The sequence below is a fragment of the Pseudomonas sp. TWRC1-2 genome, from assembly GCF_049896685.1.
GTDB lineage: Bacteria > Pseudomonadota > Gammaproteobacteria > Pseudomonadales > Pseudomonadaceae > Aquipseudomonas.
In genome coordinates this window covers 203,828-223,932 of the sequence record NZ_JAFCUU010000004.1, presented here as the reverse complement: position 1 = coordinate 223,932, position 20,105 = coordinate 203,828, and the positions used below count along the sequence as shown (strand labels likewise).

General features: G+C 62.8%; 24 protein-coding genes and 1 pseudogene. 19 read left to right on the top strand and 6 right to left on the bottom strand.

Annotation, left to right across the window (positions count from 1 at the left end; genetic code table 11):
- Window positions 1–110 precede the first annotated feature (110 nt).
- On the top strand, window positions 111–1,319 hold the full coding sequence (locus ACP7B3_RS13560) for an ammonium transporter (protein ID WP_145165088.1): 1,209 nt from the start codon (window positions 111–113) through the stop codon (window positions 1,317–1,319).
- On the opposite strand, the gene ACP7B3_RS13555 is transcribed toward ACP7B3_RS13560, so the two are convergent.
- Complete coding sequence (locus ACP7B3_RS13555; RefSeq protein ID WP_426179145.1) at window positions 1,306–3,024, bottom strand: cation:proton antiporter; 1,719 nt, start codon at window positions 3,022–3,024, stop codon at window positions 1,306–1,308. The two genes, ACP7B3_RS13560 and ACP7B3_RS13555, sit on opposite strands and share 14 nt — an antisense overlap.
- A 325-nt stretch (window positions 3,025–3,349) precedes the next feature.
- Here ACP7B3_RS13555 and ACP7B3_RS13550 point away from each other — a divergent pair, with 325 nt between their 5' ends.
- The 3 genes from ACP7B3_RS13550 (at window position 3,350) to ACP7B3_RS13540 (ending at window position 4,959) form a co-directional block, all read left to right on the top strand.
- Window positions 3,350–3,586, top strand: a complete 237-nt coding sequence (locus ACP7B3_RS13550; RefSeq protein WP_145165084.1) for a glutaredoxin family protein — start codon at window positions 3,350–3,352, stop codon at window positions 3,584–3,586.
- 74 nt (window positions 3,587–3,660) lie between these two features.
- Window positions 3,661–3,996, top strand: coding sequence for a hypothetical protein (locus ACP7B3_RS13545; RefSeq protein ID WP_017529348.1), 336 nt, complete (start codon window positions 3,661–3,663; stop codon window positions 3,994–3,996).
- 72 nt (window positions 3,997–4,068) lie between these two features.
- Entirely contained in the window at window positions 4,069–4,959 is an 891-nt protein-coding gene (locus ACP7B3_RS13540) for a pseudouridine synthase (protein ID WP_426179143.1), read from the top strand.
- A 56-nt stretch (window positions 4,960–5,015) separates the two neighbouring features.
- Here ACP7B3_RS13540 and ACP7B3_RS13535 read toward each other — a convergent pair whose 3' ends face one another.
- Window positions 5,016–5,237, bottom strand: a complete 222-nt coding sequence (locus ACP7B3_RS13535; RefSeq protein WP_065901933.1) for a YgdI/YgdR family lipoprotein — start codon at window positions 5,235–5,237, stop codon at window positions 5,016–5,018.
- Between the two features lie 79 nt (window positions 5,238–5,316).
- Window positions 5,317–5,919: a molybdenum cofactor guanylyltransferase MobA gene (gene mobA, locus ACP7B3_RS13530; RefSeq protein ID WP_426179141.1), complete on the bottom strand. Its 603-nt coding sequence runs from the start codon at window positions 5,917–5,919 to the stop codon at window positions 5,317–5,319.
- A gap of 76 nt (window positions 5,920–5,995) precedes the next feature.
- Between mobA and moaB the strand changes: the two genes are divergently transcribed.
- Window positions 5,996–6,535 (top strand): molybdenum cofactor biosynthesis protein B, encoded by a 540-nt coding sequence (gene moaB, locus ACP7B3_RS13525; protein WP_242193761.1) that lies wholly within the window; start codon window positions 5,996–5,998, stop codon window positions 6,533–6,535.
- Between the two features lie 22 nt (window positions 6,536–6,557).
- On the top strand, window positions 6,558–7,745 hold the full coding sequence (glp, locus tag ACP7B3_RS13520; protein WP_426179138.1) for a gephyrin-like molybdotransferase Glp: 1,188 nt from the start codon (window positions 6,558–6,560) through the stop codon (window positions 7,743–7,745).
- Window positions 7,746–7,984: 239 nt separating this feature from the next.
- Here glp and ACP7B3_RS13515 read toward each other — a convergent pair whose 3' ends face one another.
- Together ACP7B3_RS13515 and ACP7B3_RS13510 are read right to left on the bottom strand one after the other, a co-directional pair.
- Window positions 7,985–8,314 (bottom strand): EscU/YscU/HrcU family type III secretion system export apparatus switch protein, encoded by a 330-nt coding sequence (locus ACP7B3_RS13515; protein WP_242193754.1) that lies wholly within the window; start codon window positions 8,312–8,314, stop codon window positions 7,985–7,987.
- Window positions 8,311–9,888: a flagellar hook-length control protein FliK gene (locus ACP7B3_RS13510; RefSeq protein WP_426179136.1), complete on the bottom strand. Its 1,578-nt coding sequence runs from the start codon at window positions 9,886–9,888 to the stop codon at window positions 8,311–8,313. Before ACP7B3_RS13510 ends, ACP7B3_RS13515 begins: the two co-directional genes overlap by 4 nt.
- A gap of 200 nt (window positions 9,889–10,088) precedes the next feature.
- On the opposite strand from ACP7B3_RS13510, the gene ccmA reads away from it, so the two are divergent.
- The 10 genes from ccmA (at window position 10,089) to ACP7B3_RS13460 (ending at window position 17,442) form a co-directional block, all read left to right on the top strand.
- Window positions 10,089–10,724, top strand: coding sequence for a cytochrome c biogenesis heme-transporting ATPase CcmA (gene ccmA / locus ACP7B3_RS13505; protein WP_426179134.1), 636 nt, complete (start codon window positions 10,089–10,091; stop codon window positions 10,722–10,724).
- On the top strand, window positions 10,721–11,389 hold the full coding sequence (ccmB, locus tag ACP7B3_RS13500; RefSeq protein ID WP_003189951.1) for a heme exporter protein CcmB: 669 nt from the start codon (window positions 10,721–10,723) through the stop codon (window positions 11,387–11,389). Before ccmA ends, ccmB begins: the two co-directional genes overlap by 4 nt.
- Window positions 11,390–11,470: 81 nt before the next feature.
- Window positions 11,471–12,226 carry a heme ABC transporter permease gene (locus ACP7B3_RS13495; RefSeq protein ID WP_145165067.1) on the top strand — a complete coding sequence of 252 codons (756 nt, stop codon included), beginning with the start codon at window positions 11,471–11,473 and terminating at the stop codon, window positions 12,224–12,226.
- Window positions 12,223–12,399, top strand: a complete 177-nt coding sequence (ccmD, locus tag ACP7B3_RS13490) for a heme exporter protein CcmD (RefSeq protein WP_106576792.1) — start codon at window positions 12,223–12,225, stop codon at window positions 12,397–12,399. The genes ACP7B3_RS13495 and ccmD overlap by 4 nt, the downstream gene beginning before the upstream one ends.
- The gene (gene ccmE / locus ACP7B3_RS13485; RefSeq protein ID WP_106576791.1) at window positions 12,396–12,851 is read left to right on the top strand and encodes a cytochrome c maturation protein CcmE; all 456 of its coding nucleotides are present in this window, start codon (window positions 12,396–12,398) and stop codon (window positions 12,849–12,851) included. The genes ccmD and ccmE overlap by 4 nt, the downstream gene beginning before the upstream one ends.
- 4 nt (window positions 12,852–12,855) lie before the next feature.
- Window positions 12,856–14,844 carry a heme lyase CcmF/NrfE family subunit gene (locus tag ACP7B3_RS13480; protein ID WP_169368564.1) on the top strand — a complete coding sequence of 663 codons (1,989 nt, stop codon included), beginning with the start codon at window positions 12,856–12,858 and terminating at the stop codon, window positions 14,842–14,844.
- On the top strand, window positions 14,841–15,377 hold the full coding sequence (locus tag ACP7B3_RS13475) for a DsbE family thiol:disulfide interchange protein (protein WP_119739509.1): 537 nt from the start codon (window positions 14,841–14,843) through the stop codon (window positions 15,375–15,377). The genes ACP7B3_RS13480 and ACP7B3_RS13475 overlap by 4 nt, the downstream gene beginning before the upstream one ends.
- Window positions 15,374–15,847: a cytochrome c-type biogenesis protein gene (locus ACP7B3_RS13470; RefSeq protein WP_426179130.1), complete on the top strand. Its 474-nt coding sequence runs from the start codon at window positions 15,374–15,376 to the stop codon at window positions 15,845–15,847. Before ACP7B3_RS13475 ends, ACP7B3_RS13470 begins: the two co-directional genes overlap by 4 nt.
- Entirely contained in the window at window positions 15,840–17,030 is a 1,191-nt protein-coding gene (gene ccmI / locus ACP7B3_RS13465) for a c-type cytochrome biogenesis protein CcmI (protein WP_426179129.1), read from the top strand. Before ACP7B3_RS13470 ends, ccmI begins: the two co-directional genes overlap by 8 nt.
- A gap of 16 nt (window positions 17,031–17,046) precedes the next feature.
- On the top strand, window positions 17,047–17,442 hold the full coding sequence (locus ACP7B3_RS13460; protein ID WP_145165056.1) for a hypothetical protein: 396 nt from the start codon (window positions 17,047–17,049) through the stop codon (window positions 17,440–17,442).
- Window positions 17,443–17,697: 255 nt separating this feature from the next.
- Here ACP7B3_RS13460 and ACP7B3_RS13455 read toward each other — a convergent pair whose 3' ends face one another.
- Window positions 17,698–17,865 (bottom strand): DUF6124 family protein, encoded by a 168-nt coding sequence (locus ACP7B3_RS13455; RefSeq protein ID WP_426179126.1) that lies wholly within the window; start codon window positions 17,863–17,865, stop codon window positions 17,698–17,700.
- 491 nt (window positions 17,866–18,356) lie between these two features.
- Between ACP7B3_RS13455 and ACP7B3_RS13450 the strand changes: the two are divergent.
- From ACP7B3_RS13450 to phnP, 3 genes and pseudogenes are all read left to right on the top strand, one after another.
- Window positions 18,357–18,721 (top strand): annotated as a pseudogene (locus ACP7B3_RS13450) (alpha-D-ribose 1-methylphosphonate 5-triphosphate diphosphatase); the annotation flags it as partial.
- The gene (gene phnN, locus ACP7B3_RS13445; RefSeq protein ID WP_242193740.1) at window positions 18,721–19,293 is read left to right on the top strand and encodes a phosphonate metabolism protein/1,5-bisphosphokinase (PRPP-forming) PhnN; all 573 of its coding nucleotides are present in this window, start codon (window positions 18,721–18,723) and stop codon (window positions 19,291–19,293) included. The pseudogene ACP7B3_RS13450 and the gene phnN, both read left to right, overlap by 1 nt.
- Window positions 19,284–20,033 carry a phosphonate metabolism protein PhnP gene (phnP, locus tag ACP7B3_RS13440; protein ID WP_426179124.1) on the top strand — a complete coding sequence of 250 codons (750 nt, stop codon included), beginning with the start codon at window positions 19,284–19,286 and terminating at the stop codon, window positions 20,031–20,033. The genes phnN and phnP overlap by 10 nt, the downstream gene beginning before the upstream one ends.
- Window positions 20,034–20,105: the final 72 nt, after the last annotated feature.

Sequence of the window (20,105 nt, the reverse complement as noted above, 5' to 3'; positions counted from 1 at the left end):
GTTCACACCTTCTGCACAGAGGTGGGGCTGGTGGCGCCAATTTAGTGCGCGACACCCTGGCTTGAACCGCTTTGGTGCTTTTTGCCTTTAATGCAGGCCTGCCAACCTCCATGGAAAATTTGCAAAGTGCAGTGGACACACTTGTTCACAGCTCCAACACCCTGTTCATCCTGATCGGTGCGGTCATGGTTTTGGCCATGCACGCCGGCTTCGCGTTCCTGGAAGTCGGCACCGTGCGCCAGAAAAACCAGGTGAATGCCTTGTCGAAGATCCTCAGCGACTTCGCCATCTCGACCCTGGCCTATTTCTTTATAGGCTATTGGATCTCCTACGGCGTGAGCTTCATGCAACCGGCGGCCGTGATCAGCGCGGATCATGGCTACGGCCTGGTGAAGTTTTTCTTCCTGCTGACGTTTGCAGCGGCGATTCCGGCGATTATTTCCGGGGGCATTGCCGAGCGCGCCAAGTTCGCTCCGCAGCTGTGTGCCACCGCGCTGATCGTGGCGTTTATCTACCCGTTTTTCGAAGGCATGGTGTGGAACGGCAACTTCGGCCTGCAAGCCTGGCTGCTCGCAACCTTTGGTGCCAGCTTCCATGATTTCGCCGGTTCCGTGGTGGTGCATGCCATGGGCGGCTGGCTGGCGCTGGCGGCGGTGCTGCTGCTGGGACCGCGCAATGGTCGATACCGGGAAGGGCGCTTGGTGGCCTTTGCGCCGTCGAGCATTCCGTTCCTGGCGCTGGGCTCGTGGATCCTGATTGTCGGCTGGTTCGGCTTCAACGTGATGAGCGCGCAGACCCTCAATGGCGTCAGCGGCCTAGTCGCCGTGAACTCGTTGATGGCCATGGTCGGCGGCACCGTTGCCGCGTTGGTGATCGGCCGCAATGACCCAGGCTTCCTGCATAACGGCCCGTTGGCCGGGCTGGTGGCGATCTGCGCCGGTTCCGACCTGATGCACCCGGTGGGCGCGCTGGTCACCGGTGCGGTGGCAGGTGGTTTGTTTGTGTGGTTCTTCATCGCGGCGCAGGATCGCTGGAAGATCGACGACGTGCTGGGTGTATGGCCGCTGCACGGCTTGTGCGGTGTGTGGGGCGGCATTGCGTGCGGCATCTTTGGCCAGACGGCCCTTGGCGGCCTGGGCGGCGTGAGCCTGATCAGCCAGTTGATCGGCACGGCATTGGGCGTGGCGGTGGCGCTGGTCGGCGGGCTGGTGGTGTACGGCGTGATCAAGCGCGTACACGGGCTGCGCCTGAGCCAGGAGCAGGAGTACTACGGCGCGGACCTGTCGATTCACAAGATTGGAGCGGTCAGTCAGGACTGAGCGGTTTTTCGGTCTGCGCATCAAAGCCGTGCAATAGGCGATAACGGTTCTGGCGCACCTCATCCACCCGCGCCTGCACCTGGTGGTCCGGCAGGCCCAACAGGATCAAGGCGTGGGAAGCGAGCATCAGGCTCGATTCCAGTAGCTCGGGCACCACTTCGCTGGCGCCCGCCGCTTTCAACTCGGCCAGTTGGCTGTCATCGCGCGTACGCACCAGCACGGGGACGTGCGGGTTGATCCTTCTGGCCTCTTTCAGGACCGTGAGGGCCACATCGCTGTTGTCCACGGCAATCACCACCAGCCGCGCGCGCTCCAGGCCGACCGCACTGAGCAACGCCCCACGGCGGCAGTCGCCGTAATGCACGCTGCTGTCTTCGGTGGCGGCCTGCGTCACGCGCTCGGGGTCGTCATCCAGGGCGATGAATGCCTGATGTTCTCGACGCAGAAAGCGCCCGATGGATTGCCCGACGCGGCCATACCCGCAAATCACCGCGTGGCCACGTAACTCGGCATTGAGCGCGGTGATTTCCTCCAGTTGCACCTGTTGGTTGGGCTTGCGGTGCAGGCGCAGGGCGATGCCCGGTGCGGCGCGCAGCAACAGCGGGGTCAGCAGCATCGAGCAGAAGGTGGCGGCCAGCAGCAAACCGTTGAACTCGTCCGGGATCAGCCGGCTCTGTTGCATCTGCGCCATCAACGCGAAGCAGAATTCGCCGCCTTGCGCCAGGGCAAGGCCGCTTCGCCACGCGGTTTCACTGTCGCTGCCGCGCAGCTTGACCAGCGCTGCCACCACGCAGCCCTTGATCAGCATCAGCGCGAGGGTCAGGCCGAGGATCAGCAGGCTGTGGCTGACAAACAGTTGCAGGTCGATAAGCATGCCGATGCTGACGAAAAACAGCCCGAGCAGGATGTCGCGAAATGGCCGTATGTCCGCTTCAATCTGATGCCGGTAATGGCTTTCGCCCAACAACATGCCCGCCAGAAAAGCCCCGAGGGCAGGGGACAGGCCGAGCAAATGCGTGAGCCAGGCGGTGAGCAAGACGATCACCAGCGCCAACAGCACAAACAGCTCAGCCGAATGGGACGCGGCAACTTCGTGGAACAGGCGGGGCAGCAACCAGCGACTGGCAAACAGCAGGCCGACGAACAGCAGCACGGTTTTGCCCAGCGTCAGCGGCAGCGCCCAATACCAGGCGTGTTCGCTGCTGCCGGCAAACACCGGCACCAACGTGAGCAGCATTACCGCCACCACATCCTGGAACAGCAACACGCCAATCGCATTCTGGCCGTGGCTGCTGAAGATTTCCCCAAGGCTGCTCAGCTCCTTGCTGACAATCGCGGTGGAGGACAATGCCAGCCCCGCGCCGAGCAACAGCGCGACGCTTGGCGACAGACCGAAGCCCATCAACAGGCCTCCCAGCAAGACTGCGCACCCCAGCACCTGCAAACTGCCCAAGCCAAACACCACGCTGCGCAGGGCAAGCATCTTGGTCAGGGAAAACTCCAATCCCAAAGAAAACAGCAGGAACACCACCCCCAGTTCGGCAAGGTCGGGCAGCTCTTCGCTGTCATTCACCCAGTCCAGAGCGGTGGGCCCCACCGCCAGGCCGACGCACAGGTAACCCAGCACGGGCGGCAATTGCAGGCGTCGAAACAGCGCTATCACCACCAGGGATGAGGCCAGAATGATCAGCAAATTGGCAAACACGGGCAGCTTCCTTGCAGGTTGAGCGGACAAAAAGGCGCGAGAATCGCTGAATCAGTTATAGGCCATGGTGATCTGGGTCAGGCTTTCAATGCCCAGCAGGCGAGTTGTAGCGAGCGGGCCTGTCGTGGCGAGCGGGCTTGCTGTGGCGAGCGGGCTTGCCCCGCGTTGGGGCGCGAAGCGCCCCTAAAATCTGCCAGCCACGTTCACCCGAACAAACACACCCGCCGCCTGAGCCCTTTCGCCAATCAACCCGGATCACCCCGCTCGCCACCGGTATTTGGCAGGCTTAGAATGATTGCCTGTTTCCTGATCAGGCCCATTCGCCATGCTTCCTGAATGCCAGTTATTCGGCACCCTGGGTTGCCATCTTTGTGAGATTGCCGAAGTCGAAATCATGCCGCTCGTCGAACACGGGTTGCTGGTGGAACTGGTGGACATCACCGACCCCGATGACCTGACCGACGCCTACAGCCTGCGGATTCCGGTGCTTCGCCGGGTGGATACCGGGGCAGAGCTGGACTGGCCATTCGACACCGGACAGGTTGTTGCCTTCCTGTCCTAGGCTTTCTCCGATGGCGAGTTTCCAAATATTAAGTTACTGTATGTTTGTACAGCGATTGAATAGAGGGAACGCCCGTGGTGAATGTTGAACAACTGAAAAGCAGCGTCAATCGCATGTCCGCCGACGTCGTGCGCGACGCGGTGAACGAGCTGCGCCTCGATGGCCTGGTCACGGAAGGCAAGACGCCGTTTAACAAAGTGCACTTCAATACCTGCTTTGCCGAGATCGAAGCGTTGTTCCAGCGCGCCGGTTATCACAAGCAGTTGGATGTGGTGGGTTACCAAGGGTTGTTGTACGCGCTTTATGATCCGGGTCGCTGGGAAGCGGTGGACGTACTGCGTTGGCTCAAGGAGTTCACCGAGGCGGCCAGCGCTTCGCCGATCCTGCGCGCGCAATTGGCCAAGGCCTGAGATCCGCCCTAGGCTCCATCGCGCTCCATGCGGGATAATGCCCGCCTGATTTTCCAGGCTTCGAGCATTGTCATGTCATCTTCCGGTTTTTCCGCGTCGCAACACCAAGCCAGCACGTTGTATTTGCCACCTGGCAATTGGGCGACGGTGCTGGAGTGTCTGTGCGAGCATTTCCCTGCAATTGGCCGCGAGCACTGGCTGGACCGCATCGCCCGTGGCCGCGTACTCGACATCAACGGCACGCCGATCAGAATGGATTTGGCCTACAAGCAAGGCCTGTGCATTTACTACTTCCGTGAAGTGCCGAATGAAAAGGTCATTCCGGTTGAGGAAACCATCCTGTATGCCGACGAGCACCTGGTGGTCGCCGACAAACCGCATTTTCTCCCGGTGACCCCGGCGGGCGAGTACGTTGAACAGACCCTGTTGCGCCGCTTGATCCGGCGCCTGGATAACCCTGCTCTGGTGCCCTTGCACCGCATCGACCGGCACACCGCAGGGCTGGCGCTGTTCTCGGCCAACCCGCAGAGCCGTTCAGCTTACCAACAGCTGTTTCCAACACGGCGCATCGACAAATTCTACGAAGCCATCGCTCCAGCGTTGCCTGATTTGACCTTCCCCATGGTTCACAAAAGCCGTCTGGTGGAGGGCGAACCGTTCTTTCGCATGCAGGAGGGTCCCGGCGTCAGCAACACCGAGACGGCGGTGGAAGTCCGTGAGAAAAACGCCGACCTGTGGCGCTACGGCCTGTTCCCCGTGACCGGCAAGAAGCACCAGCTGCGCGTTCACATGACCGCGCTGGGGGCGAGTATCTGCAATGACCCGTTCTACCCCGACGTGATCAAGGACGCCGAGGACGACTACGCCAACCCGCTCAAGCTGCTGGCCCAGGGCGTGCGGTTTATCGACCCGGTCACCGGTGAGCAACGCGATTTCCGCAGCCGGATCACCCTCGACTGGTAAACCCCGCAAACGACAAGGCCCGCGCGAGGCGGGCCTTGTGGGTCCAGCGTTAAGACTTACAGGTCTTTAACGGTGCGAACCTGATCCTTGTTGATGCGGGTCTGCTTGCCGTCAAGTTGTTCGAACTCGTAGAAGCCCGAAGCCTTATCGAATTTAGGGGTGTCGACGGCCTGGATTTCGCGACCGTCATTCAGGGTGATCACTGTAGGCGAGGCGCAACCGGCGAGAGTAGCGAGGCCCAGTGCAAGCATGAGAGCGGCGATGGTCCGTTGAGTCATGAGTGTGTCTCCGAGAGAATGCTTTTAAATTGCTGACCTTGTGACGCGCGGCGCGTCGACAAAGTTCCTTGTGCGAGGTTCATTCTGACACGCCGAAGGCTGCGTGCAACAGTTCAGGTGTATTCAGGTTGGCCAGGCGCGGGTCATTCGCCGGGCACTCCAGGCCCACGCCGCCCAGTTGCAGCAGAATCTTGCGCGGGCTGCGTTCACCGGCTTCCCAGGCCCGTTCTACCTCGGTTTGCAGGTGGGTCGGGATGATGCAGATCAAGGGTTCCCAGAATTCGCCCTGACGCACCATCACCGGCACCAGCGGTGTGCGGCGTGCAGTTTCACGCAGGTCGGCGAGCAGCGCCGCGTCAATGTTTGGCACGTCGCAGGGCAGGATCAGCAGCTGTGCGTGGCGCGCGGCGGCCAGCCCGGCGCGAATGCCTGCCAACGGGCCGGGAAAGTCCGGGCTGTCGTCGCTCACCAACTGGTCGGCGTAGGGCGCGTACAGGTCATGGTTGCGATTGCACGAGATAATCAGGTCATCCGTCAGCGGCCGGGTCAGGCGCTGCAGGTGGGCAATCAACGGCTGGCCATGCCAGGGCAGCAGGCCCTTGTCCTGACCACCCATGCGCTGGCCGCGGCCACCGGCCAGCAGCAGAATCGAACAGGGCAGGGGCGAAGAATCGAGAGACATGGCGGTTCCGCTGCGGCAGGTAAATAGGGCCCTGTGATATAACATCGGGCTGTTCCTTCGACAACCGGACCGAGCCATGAAAGCCAAGGCTGATGCGCCCTTCGTACCCCTGAATATTGCTGTGCTGACTGTCAGCGACACCCGCACCCTGGACACCGACACTTCAGGCCAGGTCTTCGTCGACCGCCTGACCGCCGCCGGCCACAACCTGGCCGAGCGCGCGCTGCTCAAGGACGACCTCTACAAAATCCGCGCGAAAGTCGCCCACTGGATCGCCGAAGACGTGGTGCAAGTGGTGCTGATCACCGGCGGCACCGGCTTCACCGGCCGCGACAGCACGCCCGAAGCGGTGAGCTGCCTGTTGGATAAACAGGTCGACGGCTTTGGCGAGCTGTTCCGCCAGATATCCGTGGCCGATATCGGCACCTCCACCGTGCAATCGCGCGCCCTGGCCGGCCTGGCCAATGGCACGCTGGTGTGTTGCCTGCCGGGTTCGACCAACGCGGTGCGTACCGGCTGGGACGGCATCCTCGCCGAGCAACTGGACAACCGTCATCGCCCGTGCAACTTCGTTCCTCACTTGAAGCAGGCCGAACCCTGCGAATCCCGTGGATAAGCCCGGCAAAACTGGCGCCCTGATGCCAGTGGAAGACGCGCTGCGCCAACTGCTGGACATGGCCGAAGCCGCGCCGATCCGTGAGCCGCACGTGGTGCCGCTGGCCGACTGCGACGGCCGCGTGCTCGCGCACGACCTGATCTCTACCCTCGACTTGCCGCCCTGGCCCAACAGCGCCATGGACGGTTACGCCCTGCGCCAGGCGGACTGGACCGGCGAGCCCTTGCCCGTCAGCCAGCGCATCTTCGCCGGCCAGGCACCGCAGCCGTTGGCCGCCGGCACCTGCGCGCGCATCTTTACCGGTGCGCCAGTGCCGGAAGGCGCCGATTGTGTAGAGATGCAGGAAAATGCCGTGGTCCACGCCGATGAGCGCGTGAGTTTCAGCGAACCCTTGCAGGTGGGCCAGAACATCCGCCCGCAAGGCCAGGAAACCACCGTCGGCGAGTTGGTGTTGAGCGCCGGCACCCGCCTGGGCCCGATCGAGCTGGGCCTGGCCGCCTCCCTGGGGCACGACCGCTTGAACGTGGTGCGCCGCGTGCGCGTGGCCGTGTTGTCCACTGGCGACGAGTTGATCGAGCCCGGTTTGCCGCTCGGCCCGGGGCAGATCTACAACAGCAACCGACGTGTGCTGTGCAGTTGGCTGGCACGCATGGGCTGCGAGGTGATCGACGCCGGGATTCTGCCGGATGACCTGGAAAAAACCCGCAAACGCCTGGCGGACCTGGGCAGTGTCGACCTGATTCTGTCGACCGGTGGAGTGTCGGTGGGCGAGGCTGACTTTCTCGGCATCGCCCTGCGTGAAGAGGGCGAGTTGGCCCTGTGGAAGCTGGCGATCAAACCAGGCAAACCGCTGACCTTCGGGCATTTTCGCGGTGTGCCGGTGATCGGCCTGCCCGGCAACCCGGCGTCGACCCTGGTGACCTTTGCGTTGCTGGCGCGGCCTTATCTGCTGCGCCGCCAAGGCGTGCAAGAGGTGGAGCCGTTGCGTTTCGAAGTGCCGGTGGGTTTCGCCTGGCCCAAGCCGGGCAACCGCCGCGAATACCTGCGCGGGCGGATCGAGCAGGGCAAGGCGATCATCTACCGCAACCAGAGCTCCGGCGTGCTGCGCAGCGCCGCTTGGGCGGAAGGGTTTGTGGAAGTGCTGGAAGGCACCACGCTGGCTATCGGCGACAACGTCAATTTCATTCCGCTGAGCGAAGTGCTGAACTGACAGTAGCGATCTAAATGTGGAAGGGTTCCCTGTGGTGAGCGGGTTCGTTGTGGCGAGCGGGCTTGCCCCGCGTTGGGGCGCGAAGCGGCCCTGATACAGACGCCACGGTTTTTCAGAAAGATGTAATCGGTGAGGTTTTGGGGCTGCTGCGCAGCCCCAACGCGGGGCAAGCCCGCTCGCCACGACAAGCCCGCTCGCCACAACATGTCCGCTTACCGCAAGGGGCATGAGGTCTGCGTCTAGTAATCATCCCCGCGCTCAGTCACATCCCTTTCCACCGGCTCGGCGTTCGGGTCGTACCCCGCCGGAAACTTGCCCTTCAGCGTCCACGCAAAGGCAATGATCTCCGCCACCGTGCGGTACAACTCTTCCGGAATGCTGTCGCCCAGCTCCATGCGCGCCAGCAGCTTGACCAGCTCGGCGTTCTCATAGATCGGCACTTCATTTTCCCGCGCCAGCTTCAAAATGGCTTCGGCCAGGGCATCGTCGCCCTTGGCCGTCAGGGTCGGCGCTTGCTGGCCGTCGTACTTGAGGGCAATCGCCTGGCGTGGTGGGGCCGGATTTTTCATGCGGTTTCATCCACCCAGCGTTGTTCCAGGCCGGTTCTTGGGCCGCGCGGTGGGGTGCCGAGGTGGCAATCCAGGTCGCCGACGTTGAGGCCCGAGGTCACCAGGCGCTCGCGCAAATGGCCCAAATGGCTTTCGATCAAACTGGCGGTAAAGGGCCGGGTTGCCCACAGCTGGCTGGACAGTTTGCCCTGGGTCAGTTGCGCCTGAACCTGCAATGGCCCCAGCGGCTCCATGTCGAACGCCAACTCGACGCGCCAGAGCATCTGCTTGGGGTCTTTCTTGTCTTTGCGTTCGGGTTGATCCTTGTCCGGCGTCGGTTCCTCGCGCTGGAACTTGACCTGCAACGGCACGATGTCCTGCAAGGTGCGCATGGGAATTTCCAGTTGCCAGGTGCTTTGCAAGCGGCCATCGGCGGTGGTGCCGGTTTGCTCCAGGCTCGACAACTGATGGCTCTGCAAGCGCGAAATCGCACCGGCGGCCAGGCGCAGCAGGTTTTCCAGGTCACTTTCGCCTTCCAGGCGCTGCATCAGCCGATCCGGCAGCGGAAAGCCGGCGGGTGCCTGGCGCGCGCCGATCTGGCCGAGCGTATTCAGCGGGTTACGCACAAAATTGGGCAATACCTGGGCCAGGGTATTGGCGGCGAGGATGGCGTTGAGATTGGTGGCACTGGGCAGCGCCGGCAGCAAGTCGGCGACCAGGCGCAGCAACGCGCCTTTCATGTCCAGCGGCGGGATTTGCGGGTTTTGCCCGGCGAGCAACTTGGCTTCAAGAAACGCGCCGCTGTTCTGTACCAGTTGCGCCAACACCTTGGGGTTGCTCACTTGTGCCAGGTCGGGCAACGCCGCCAGCAACCGCGCGGCCGCGGCGCGCAGGTCGGTGGACGTGCTGTCGTCGGTGGGCAGGTTTTGCAGGGCGGTGAAAACCACGTCCAGCGAGCCTTGGCGACTTTGCTGAGTAGAAAGCTGTTGGGCCACGGCCAATTGATCCTTGAGCCCGCTCAACGGCACGAAGTTCAAGGTCTGCGCATTTTGCACCACGGCGCTGAGCAAGCTGCCCACCCGCAGTGGCTGCGGGCTTTCCAGCGTCAGCGTGGTGCCGGCGAGGGCGTTGTTGAGCACCGTCACCAGCGAGCGGTAGATCGCCGGTTGCGTGGTGCCTTGCGGCAACATCTGGGTGGTCAGCACCTTGGCTTGCAACAGCGTCCCCACCGGCATTTGCGTGGTGTCGATACGGGTGAGGGCAGCCACGTTGGCGCTCAAGGCCTGCTGCAACGAGAGTGTCAGGTTGCCGGCTGGCGTCTGGCTCACCGCTACATTGCTGCCCAACGGCAAAGGCTGGGCGCTGCTGGCTTGCACCAGGGTCTGACGGCCGCCTTCAAGGGTCAATTTGAGCAGCAGCTGAAACGCATCGCCGCCTTGTTTAAGCGCGATCACCTCGGCGTTGGCGGTTTTCCCAGGGTCGATCAGTCCGGCCTGCGGCTCCAGCAGTTTGAGCAGCTCGCCGGTTGGCGGCAGCGGGGCGGGCCCGGGCGCCGGGGCAGGAGGCAGCGTAGGAAGGTTGATCTCACCGGTCATCGTGCGCATCGTCTCTGGGGAAATTGCCCTCTTTAGAGTAGGGCATCACATGTATAATGCCGCCCGTCTGCAAAGAGAGCGGTAAAAACCTCACAACTATTTGATCCAGCTCTCTAAAATCGGTCGCCAAAGCCGTTATTGTGCATCTCTCTATAACGGCCGCTGCACCGCCGACTTGAACCGTAAAGGCCCGCGATCTCTTGACCAGCCCTCTTCTTGAAGCCGTAGCGCTCGCCTGTGAACGCGACCTGCGGATGCTGTTCGAACACCTCGAACTGCGTCTGACGGCCGGCGACATGGTGCAAATCAGCGGCCCCAACGGTAGCGGCAAGACCAGTTTGCTGCGCCTGCTGGCCGGTTTGATGCAGCCGACGGCAGGGGGTGTGCGGCTCAACGGCCAGCCGCTCAACGAACAACGCAGCGAACTGGCCCGTAACCTGATCTGGATCGGCCACGCCGCCGGCATCAAGGACGTGCTCACGCCGGAAGAGAACCTCAGTTGGCTCAGCGCCCTGCATCACCCGGCCTCCCGTGATGCCATTTGGCAAGCCCTGGCGGCCGTCGGCCTCAAAGGCTTTGAAGATGTTCCCTGCCATACCCTGTCCGCCGGCCAGCAGCGCCGCGTCGCCCTGGCGCGTTTGTACCTGCCGGGCCCGCCGCTGTGGATTCTCGACGAACCGTTCACTGCCCTCGACAAACAAGGCGTCGCCCAGCTCGAAGAACACCTGGCCCGGCACTGCGAGCAGGGCGGTTCAGTGGTGCTTACCACTCACCACACGCTGACGCGCATGCCCGCCGGTTACCGTGATCTGGATTTGGGCCGGTGGTCGCTATGAGTGTGTTCGCGCTGCTGGTCGCCCGTGAAGCACGGCTGTTGTGCCGTCGCCCGGCTGAATTGGCCAATCCGCTGGTGTTCTTTGCCATCGTCATCGCCTTGTTCCCGTTGGCGGTCGGTCCCGAGACTAAACTGTTGCAAACCTTGTCCCCAGGATTAGTGTGGGTCGCGGCGCTTTTATCGGTGCTGCTCTCGCTGGACGGGCTGTTTCGCAGCGATTTCGAAGACGGTTCCCTCGAACAGTGGGTCCTTTCGTCGCACCCGCTGCCACTTCTGGTTCTGGCCAAGGTACTGGCACACTGGGCTTTTTCCGGCTTGGCGCTAGTCTTGCTCTCACCGTTGCTGGCGATGATGCTGGGCTTGCCCGTCGAATGCCTGCCGGTATTGTTGCTGTCCTTGTTGCTCGGTACGCCGGTGCTCAGCCTGTTGGGGGCGGTGGGCGCAGCGTTGACCGTCGGTTTGAAGCGGGGCGGCCTGTTGCTGGCCCTGCTGATTCTGCCTTTGTATATCCCGGTGTTGATCCTGGGCAGCGGCGCCTTGCAGGCCGCGCTCATGGGCATGCCGGCGACCGGTTACCTCCTGTGGCTTGGCAGCCTGACCGCCCTGGCGGTAACCCTGACACCCTTTGCTATAGCGGCTGGCCTGAAGATCAGCGTCGGCGAATAATGAGGTCTGGTTAAGCGTTATTAACCAGTAAAGACCCTGAGTTTCTCGCCAAGACGAGAAACCACCGTGATGGAAACAGCAATGAACTGGACCTGGTTTCACAAGCTCGGCTCGCCCAAATGGTTTTACGGCATCAGCGCCAAGCTGCTGCCGTGGTTGAGCATTGCCGCCGTGTTGCTGATCGGCATCGGCCTGGTCTGGGGCCTGGCCTTCGCACCGCCGGACTACCAGCAAGGCAACAGCTTTCGCATCATCTATATCCACGTGCCCGCCGCGATGCTGGCGCAGTCCTGCTACGTGATGCTGGCCGTGTGCGGCGTGGTCGGGCTGGTGTGGAAGATGAAACTGGCCGACGTCGCCCTGCAATGCGCCGCGCCCATCGGCGCGTGGATGACCGCCGTGGCGCTGGTCACCGGCGCCATCTGGGGCAAGCCGACCTGGGGTTCATGGTGGGTGTGGGACGCGCGCCTGACCTCGATGCTGATCCTGCTGTTTCTGTACTTCGGCCTGATCGCCCTGGGCAATGCCATCAGCAACCGCGACAGCGCCGCGAAGGCCTGCGCGGTGCTGGCGATTGTCGGCGTGATCAACATCCCGATCATCAAATACTCGGTGCAGTGGTGGAACACCCTGCACCAGGGCGCCACGTTCACCCTTACCGAAAAACCGGCGATGCCCGTGGAAATGTGGGCGCCGCTGCTGCTGATGGTGCTGGGGTTCTACTGCTTCTTCGGCGCCGTGCTGCTGATGCGCATGCGTCTGGAAGTGCTCAAGCGTGAAGCCCGCACCAGCTGGGTCAAGGCCGAAGTGCAAAACAGCCTGGGAGCGCGGGGATGAGTTTCAACTCTTTCAGTGATTTTCTCGCCATGGGCCACCACGGCCTGTACGTCTGGACGGCCTATGGCATCTGCCTGGCGGTGCTGGCCCTCAACGTCGCCGCGCCGATCCTGGCCCGCAAGCGTTACCTGCAACAAGAGGCGCGTCGTTTGCGCCGGGAGACCGATAAGTGAATCCGCTGCGTAGAAAGCGTCTGTTGATCATCCTGGCCATCCTGGTCGGTGTGAGTGTTGCCGTGGGCCTGGCGATGAGCGCCCTGCGGGAGAACATCAACCTGTTCTACACCCCGACCCAGATCGCCAACGGCGAAGCGCCGGTAGACACGCGCATTCGCGCGGGCGGCATGGTGGAGAAGGGCTCGCTCAAGCGTTCCGGCGATTCCCTCGACGTCACCTTCGTGGTCACCGACTTCAACAAGGCTGTGACCATTACCTATCGCGGCATCCTCCCGGACCTGTTCCGCGAAGGCCAGGGCATCGTCGCCCTCGGCAAGCTCAATGCCGACGGCGTGGTGGTCGCCGATGAAGTGCTGGCCAAGCACGATGAGAAATACATGCCGCCGGAAGTCACCAAGGCCCTGAAAGACAGCGGCCAACCCGCTCCAACCCCGGCAAAGGAGGGCTAAGTTGATGACGTCCGCACTGTTTATTCCCGAGCTGGGCCAGTTGGCGATGATCCTCGCCTTGTGCTTTGCCGTCGTCCAGGCCGTGGTGCCCTTGCTTGGCGCCTGGCGCGGCGACCGCCTGTGGATGAGCCTGGCCCAGCCGGCCGCCTGGGGCCAGTTTGCCTTTTTGCTGTTCGCGTTTGGTTGCCTGACCTACGCCTTCATGACTGATGACTTTTCTGTCGCCTACGTCGCCAACAACTCCAACAGCGCGCTGCCCTGGTACTACAAATTCAGCGCCGTGTGGGGCGCCCACGAAGGTTCGTTGCTGTTGTGGGCCTTGATTCTTGGCGGCTGGACCTTCGCCGTGTCGGTGTTCTCGCGCCAACTGCCGCAAGTCATGCTGGCGCGGGTGCTGGCGGTGATGGGCATGATCAGCATCGGCTTTCTGCTGTTCCTGATCATGACCTCCAACCCATTCAGCCGCATCCTGCCGCAGATCCCGGTGGACGGGCATGACCTCAACCCCTTGTTGCAAGACATCGGCCTGATCGTGCACCCGCCGATGCTCTACATGGGTTACGTGGGTTTCTCGGTGGCCTTTGCCTTCGCCATCGCCGCCTTGCTCGGCGGGCGCCTCGATGCGGCGTGGGCGCGCTGGTCGCGGCCGTGGACCATCGTCGCCTGGGCCTTTCTCGGTATCGGCATCACCTTGGGCTCGTGGTGGGCCTATTACGAACTCGGCTGGGGCGGCTGGTGGTTCTGGGACCCGGTCGAAAACGCCTCGTTCATGCCGTGGCTGGTGGGCACCGCGCTGATTCACTCGCTGGCTGTCACCGAAAAACGCGGTGTGTTCAAGAGCTGGACCGTGTTGCTGGCCATCGCCGCGTTTTCCCTCAGTTTGCTTGGCACGTTCCTGGTGCGTTCGGGCGTGCTGACGTCGGTGCATGCGTTTGCGTCCGACCCGGCGCGCGGGGTGTTCATCCTGATCTTCCTGCTGTTTGTGGTCGGTGGCTCGCTCACCCTGTTTGCGTTGCGCGCGCCGGTGGTCAAGAGCCAGGTCGGCTTCAACCTGTGGTCGCGTGAAACCCTGTTGCTGGGCAATAACCTGGTGCTGGTGGTGGCCGCGTCGATGATCCTGCTCGGTACCTTGTACCCGCTGGTGCTGGACGCGCTGAGCGGCGCCAAGCTGTCGGTGGGCCCGCCATACTTCAACGCGTTGTTTATCCCGCTGATGGGCCTGCTGATGGTGGTGATGGCAGTCGGCGTATTGGTGCGCTGGAAAGACACCCCGGTGAAATGGCTGGCGGGCATGCTGATGCCGGTGCTGCTGGGCAGTGTGGCCTTGGCGGTGATCGCAGGCTTTGCCTACGGCGACTTCAACTGGGCGGTGCTCGCGACCTTCCTGCTCGCCGCCTGGGTGTTGCTGGCCGGCGTGCGCGACATTGTCGACAAAACCCGCCACAAAGGCCTGATCAAAGGCTTGCCGACATTGACCCGCAGCTATTGGGGCATGCAGGTCGCGCACCTCGGCATCGCGGTGTGCGCCCTCGGCGTGGTGCTCTCCAGCCAGAACAGCGCCGAGCGCGACCTGCGCCTGGCACCCGGTGAGTCCATGGACCTGGCCGGTTACCACTTCATCTTTGAAGGCGCCAAGCACTTTGAAGGTCCGAACTTCACGTCGGACAAAGGCACCATCCGCGTGGTGCGCAATGGCAAGGAAGTGGCCGTGCTGCACCCGGAGAAACGCCTGTACACCGTGCAAAGCTCAATGATGACCGAAGCGGGCATCGACGCCGGTTTCACCCGCGACCTGTATGTGGCGCTCGGTGAACCCCTGGGCGACGGCGCCTGGGCGGTGCGCGTGCACGTCAAACCGTTTGTGCGCTGGATCTGGTTCGGTGGGTTGCTCACCGGCGTTGGTGGTTTGCTGGCCGCGCTGGACCGGCGTTATCGGGTCAAAGTAAAAAGCCGCGTGCGTGAAGCCCTCGGCCTGCAAGGAGCGCCGGCATGAAGCGTTGGTTGATGGTGTTACCGCTGGCGGCCTTTCTGGTGGTGGCGGTGTTTTTGTATCGCGGCTTGTACCTGGACCCGGCCGAGCTGCCTTCAGCGATGATCGGCAAGCCATTCCCGGCGTTCAGCCTGAAAACCGTGCAGGGCGACAAGACCCTGACCCAGGCCGACCTGCTGGGCAAGCCGGCGCTGGTCAACGTGTGGGCGACCTGGTGCATCTCGTGCCGCGTCGAGCACCCGGTGCTGAACAAACTCGCCGAGAAGGGCGTGGTGATCTACGGCATCAACTACAAGGACGACAATGCGGCGGCCTTGAAGTGGCTGGCGGAGTTCCACAACCCCTACCTGATGGATATCCGCGATGAAGACGGCAACCTCGGTTTGAACCTCGGCGTGTACGGCGCCCCGGAAACCTTCTTCATTGATGCCAAAGGTGTGATCCGCGACAAATACGTCGGCGTGATCGACGAAGTAGTGTGGCGCGAGCAACTGGCCGCCAAGTACCAGGCGCTGGTCGATGAGGCCAAGCCATGAAGCGTCTGTTAGCCGCTGCTGTTCTCGCTCTCGGATTGGCCGACGTAGCCCACGCTGCCATCGACACCTACGAATTCGCCAAGGACGGTGATCGTGAGCGTTTTCGCGAACTGACCAAGGAACTGCGTTGCCCCAAGTGCCAGAACCAGGACATCGCCGATTCCAACGCGCCGATTGCCGCCGACCTGCGCAAAGAGATTTTCCGCATGCTGGGGGAGGGCAAGGACAACCAGCAGATCATCGACTTCATGGTCGACCGCTACGGTGATTTCGTGCGCTACAAACCGGCCCTCACCGGCAAGACCGCGCTGCTCTGGTTCGGCCCAGCCGGGCTGTTGCTGGCCGGTGTGGTGGTCATGGCCGTGATCGTCCGCCGCCGCCGCGCCGCGCCTACCGATGGCTCCGACGCGTTATCCCCTGAAGAGCGCAAACGCCTCGACCAATTGCTGGACACCAAGACTGATGATTGATTTTTGGCTCGCAGCAGGGTTGCTGCTCCTGATTGCCCTGAGTTTCCTGTTGATCCCTGTATTGCGCGGCCGCCGCGCCCAGCGTGAAGAGGACCGCACCGCGCTCAACGTGGCGCTTTACCAGGAACGCGTCGCCGAGCTGCAAGTGCAGCAGGACGAAGGCGTGCTGAATGCCGCGCAACTCGACACCGGCCGCGCCGAAGCGGCCCGTGAACTGCTGGCCGATACCGAAGGCGTGGAAAAGCCTCGCGAATCGCGCCTGGGCAAACCGTTGCCGTTTTTGGCGGCGTTTCTGGTGCCGGTCCTGGGCGTTACGCTGTACCTGCATTACGGGGCCAGTGACAAGGTCGAGCTGACCCGCGAATTCTCCCAGCCGCCGGTGTCCATGCAAGACATGACCCAGCGCCTGGAACGCGCCGCCGCTGCCCAGCCGGATTCGCCGGAAGGCTTGTACTTCCTCGGTCGCGCCTACATGGCCCAGGACCGTTCCGCCGATGCGGCGAAAGTCTTCGAGCGCACCGTGGCTTTGGCCGGCCGCCAGCCGGAACTGCTCGGCCAGTGGGCGCAGGCGCAGTACTTTGCCGACAACAAGCAGTGGTCGCCCAAGGTGCAGGCGCTGACCGATGAAGCCTTGAAGCTGGACCCCAAGGAAGTCACCAGCCTTGGCCTGTTGGGTATTGCCGCCTTTGAAGGCCAGCGTTATCAGGACGCCATCGACTATTGGAACCGTCTGTTGGCGCAGCTGCCACCGGAAGACAATTCCCGGGTCGCGCTGCAAGGTGGTATCGACCGAGCGGCGGAAAAGCTCAGGGAGAGCGGTGGTACTGTCGCTCAAGCGCCCAAGGCTGTTCTGAAAGTCCGTGTGGATTTGTCCGCCGAGGTGAAGGCCAGAGCCCTGCCCACCGACAGCGTGTTCATTTTTGCCCGCGCCGTCTCCGGCCCGCCTGCACCGCTGGCGGCCAAACGCGTGACCGTCGCCGAACTGCCAGTCACCGTCGAACTGGGCGATGCGGACGCGATGATGCCGCAGTTGAAACTGTCGAACTTCCCCGAAGTCCAACTGGTTGCGCGCATATCCCGGGCAGGTCTTCCGACCGCTGGCGAGTGGATCGGCCGCAGCCAACCCTTGGCCAGCACTGCCACTGCGCTGCAGCAGCTGACCATCGACAGTCCGGACAAGTAAATCGAGGAAAACGCCTATGCCCGCATTTGCACGCATCACCTTGCTCAGCCTGGTACTCGGCCTGAGCGCTTGTGCGGTCCACCGGCCACCTCCGGCACCCACCGGCCCGACCATCCCACCGTCGGGCCCTTCGACCCAGCCGAGCACCCAACCGTCCGGCCCGGTGACCCCGCCGCCGAAACCGCTGCCAAGCAAATCGCCAACCTTCGCCCCACCCCCGGGCGCCGCCAGCCACTGGGACGGCAAGATGCAGGTGTACGTGCTGGAAGAACAGCCCGACACCTTCTACCGCCAGCGCACCTACTACCGCTGGAGCAACGGCTGGAGCCGCTCCATCAGCCCGAACGGGCCGTGGGAAGAAACCGATGTGCACGGCGTACCGCCGGGGTTGAGCAAGCAATACGCGCAATGAAAAAAGGCGACCTTCGGGTCGCCTTTTTCATACGCGCTAAATGCAGTCTTGCATCCACTGAAGACCAACTGTGGGAGCGGGCTTGCTCGCGAAGGCGGAGTGTCAGCCAGCCTATCAATCACTGACCCACCGCCTTCGCGAGCAAGCCCGCTCCCACAGTTTTGAACTCTACCTGATCTGAGTTCTAGGCCTGTTTCGCCATCGTGCGAGAAATCCCCTGATGTACACCACACTCAGTGTGGGATCACCGCGCTATCAAGCTACGGGACACTCCCGATTCAGCGCTTGATCCACCAACAACTGCGCAATCTCAATCATCTGCATCACCGCCAGCACCTGCTTGCGGCCTGTGCCCTTCAAGTGCTCGGCACAGTCGTACGCACACACGGTCGCCGATTCGAGCATCTCACTGGCATTGCTCAAGGCAACTTCGGTGCTGAGGCCGGGGCGCACGGTGAATATGGGTTGGGCGGGAGTTGTGGGGTGTCATCCGAATGGGATGGCGGGGGGTTAGGCGTGACTTTTTTCATGGGGAAGCTCCTATGAATGAGCACCTCCATCTCGCTACCACACGATGTAAGGAGGCGACTGTACACGGGGTGGTAGACCGGTCATAGAAACCCGGCAGGCCGAAGCCTCCCGTGCACAGCCGCCACAAAGCAGCCCGCACAAAAAAACGCCCTGGAGCGTTTTTGGGGATCTATGAAAGAACCGGGCTACCACACCCGTTCGCTGATTTTGCAGCGACCCGCGAAGGTTAGCGGCGAGGTTACTCGGACGCAACCCGAAAACTGTGTAGGGCAGGTCCTAAAGGTCGAATGATTATATAGAGGCGAACCCTTGTGGCGAGCAGGCTTGCCCTGCGTTGGGCTGCGAAGCGGCCCCAAAACCTAACGGCGCGTTCTGCCTGAATTCGTGGGTTGTCGGTGGCCAACCATGACGACGCAACGTTGGCGCATGTTGAAGAGTCGGCGCGCTACGGCATGACCATCGCCGAATTCCCCACTACGCTTGAAGCAGCCCAGGGCTGCCAGGCGCTGAACATGAAAGTGTTGATGGGCGCGCCGAACGTGGTGCGCGGCGGGTCACACTCGGGTAATGTGGCCGCCGCCGGCCTGGCCCGCGCGGTCAAGATGATCAGCCTGGCGCGCGCGCGGCGGGCCTGACTGATCGCGGTGAAATTGCGGTGGGCCTGCGCGCCGACCTGGTCCAGGCCAAACGCCGTGAAGGGCTGCCCGTGGTGCAACAAGTGTGGCGACAAGCGAAGAGGGTGTTTTGATGGCAGGCAGGTTGATCTATCTCATCGGGCCATCGGGTTCGGGCAAGGACAGCCTGCTGGATGCCGCCCGCCCGCGCTTGGCCGAGCGCGGCTGCCGCATTGTGCGGCGGGTGATCACCCGTTCGGCCGAAGCCGTGGGCGAGGCGGCTCAAGGTGTGAGCCCGCAGCAGTTCGCCGCGATGCAGGCCGAGGGCGCGTTTGCCCTCAGCTGGCACGCCAATGGGTTGTCGTACGGCATCCCGCGTGTGATCGACGATTGGCTGGCGGCGGGGGAAGACGTGCTGGTCAATGGGTCCCGCGCGCACCTGGCGCAAACCCGCGAACGGTATCCCTCGTTGCTGGTGCTGTTGCTGACGGTCGATCAAACCGTGTTGCGTCAGCGCCTGATCGCGCGGGGGCGTGAGTCGCTCGCCGATATCGAGGAGCGCCTGGCACGCAATGCGCGGTTCACCGCAGACCTGATCGCCGGCAATGGTGCGGGGCTGTTGGTGCTGGATAACTCCGGCCCGCTGGTGCATACCGTCGAGCGCTTGCTGTGCTGCCTGGATCACGGGCACTCGGCATGCGCCTGACCTTGCTTGGCACCGGTGACGCGCGGCAGGTTCCGGTGTACGGCTGCGAATGCGCTGCCTGCGCCCTGGCGCGCAGCGATGAAGGGTTACGCCGCCGACCTTGCAGCGCGTTGATCGAATGCGGCGACCAGCGCTGGTTGATCGACAGCGGTTTGCCGGACCTGACCGAACGCTTCCCGCCGCGCAGTTTCAACGGGATTTTCCAGACCCACTACCACGCTGACCATGCGCAAGGTTTGCTGCATTTGCGTTGGGGCCAGGGGCTGGTGATTCCGGTGCATGGCCCGGCGGATCCGCAGGGGTTGTCCGACCTTTACAAACACCCGGGGATCCTGGATTTCAGCCAGCCGTTTGGCGCATTCGAAACCCGCGAATTTGGCGAGTTGTGCGTGACGGCGCTGCCGTTGCAGCACTCCAAACCCACCTTCGGTTATCTGCTGGAAGGCGAAGGTCGGCGCATCGCCTACCTCACCGACACGGTCGGCCTGCCGCCTGCCACCCTGGCCTGGCTGCAGCGCGCGCCGCTGGAAGTGTTGGTGCTCGATTGCTCCATGCCACCGCAGCCGCAGGCACCGCGCAATCACAATGACGTGACGCTGGCATTGCGCAGCATTGAGGAATCGGGTGCGCAATTGGGCGTGCTGACGCACGTGGGGCATACGCTGGATGCGTGGTTGCTGGAACATCGGCGCGAGTTGCCCAGGCATGTGACAGTGGCGTGGGATGGCCGGATTCTTTGAACGGCGCAGCACTCATGTGGGAGCGGGCTTGCTCGCGAATGCGGTGTGTCAGTTGAGGGATTCTTCACTGAC

Coding starts and splice junctions, on each gene's coding strand:
- ACP7B3_RS13560 (WP_145165088.1), top strand. CDS start 111: ATGGAAAATTTGCAAAGTGCAGTGGACACACTTGTTCACAGCTCCAAC.
- ACP7B3_RS13550 (WP_145165084.1), top strand. CDS start 3,350: ATGCTTCCTGAATGCCAGTTATTCGGCACCCTGGGTTGCCATCTTTGT.
- ACP7B3_RS13540 (WP_426179143.1), top strand. CDS start 4,069: ATGTCATCTTCCGGTTTTTCCGCGTCGCAACACCAAGCCAGCACGTTG.
- ACP7B3_RS13535 (WP_065901933.1), bottom strand. CDS start 5,237: ATGACTCAACGGACCATCGCCGCTCTCATGCTTGCACTGGGCCTCGCT.
- mobA (WP_426179141.1), bottom strand. CDS start 5,919: ATGTCTCTCGATTCTTCGCCCCTGCCCTGTTCGATTCTGCTGCTGGCC.
- moaB (WP_242193761.1), top strand. CDS start 5,996: ATGAAAGCCAAGGCTGATGCGCCCTTCGTACCCCTGAATATTGCTGTG.
- glp (WP_426179138.1), top strand. CDS start 6,558: ATGCCAGTGGAAGACGCGCTGCGCCAACTGCTGGACATGGCCGAAGCC.
- ACP7B3_RS13515 (WP_242193754.1), bottom strand. CDS start 8,314: ATGAAAAATCCGGCCCCACCACGCCAGGCGATTGCCCTCAAGTACGAC.
- ACP7B3_RS13510 (WP_426179136.1), bottom strand. CDS start 9,888: ATGACCGGTGAGATCAACCTTCCTACGCTGCCTCCTGCCCCGGCGCCC.
- ccmB (WP_003189951.1), top strand. CDS start 10,721: ATGAGTGTGTTCGCGCTGCTGGTCGCCCGTGAAGCACGGCTGTTGTGC.
- ACP7B3_RS13495 (WP_145165067.1), top strand. CDS start 11,471: ATGAACTGGACCTGGTTTCACAAGCTCGGCTCGCCCAAATGGTTTTAC.
- ccmD (WP_106576792.1), top strand. CDS start 12,223: ATGAGTTTCAACTCTTTCAGTGATTTTCTCGCCATGGGCCACCACGGC.
- ACP7B3_RS13480 (WP_169368564.1), top strand. CDS start 12,856: ATGACGTCCGCACTGTTTATTCCCGAGCTGGGCCAGTTGGCGATGATC.
- ACP7B3_RS13475 (WP_119739509.1), top strand. CDS start 14,841: ATGAAGCGTTGGTTGATGGTGTTACCGCTGGCGGCCTTTCTGGTGGTG.
- ACP7B3_RS13470 (WP_426179130.1), top strand. CDS start 15,374: ATGAAGCGTCTGTTAGCCGCTGCTGTTCTCGCTCTCGGATTGGCCGAC.
- ccmI (WP_426179129.1), top strand. CDS start 15,840: ATGATTGATTTTTGGCTCGCAGCAGGGTTGCTGCTCCTGATTGCCCTG.
- ACP7B3_RS13460 (WP_145165056.1), top strand. CDS start 17,047: ATGCCCGCATTTGCACGCATCACCTTGCTCAGCCTGGTACTCGGCCTG.
- phnN (WP_242193740.1), top strand. CDS start 18,721: ATGGCAGGCAGGTTGATCTATCTCATCGGGCCATCGGGTTCGGGCAAG.
- phnP (WP_426179124.1), top strand. CDS start 19,284: ATGCGCCTGACCTTGCTTGGCACCGGTGACGCGCGGCAGGTTCCGGTG.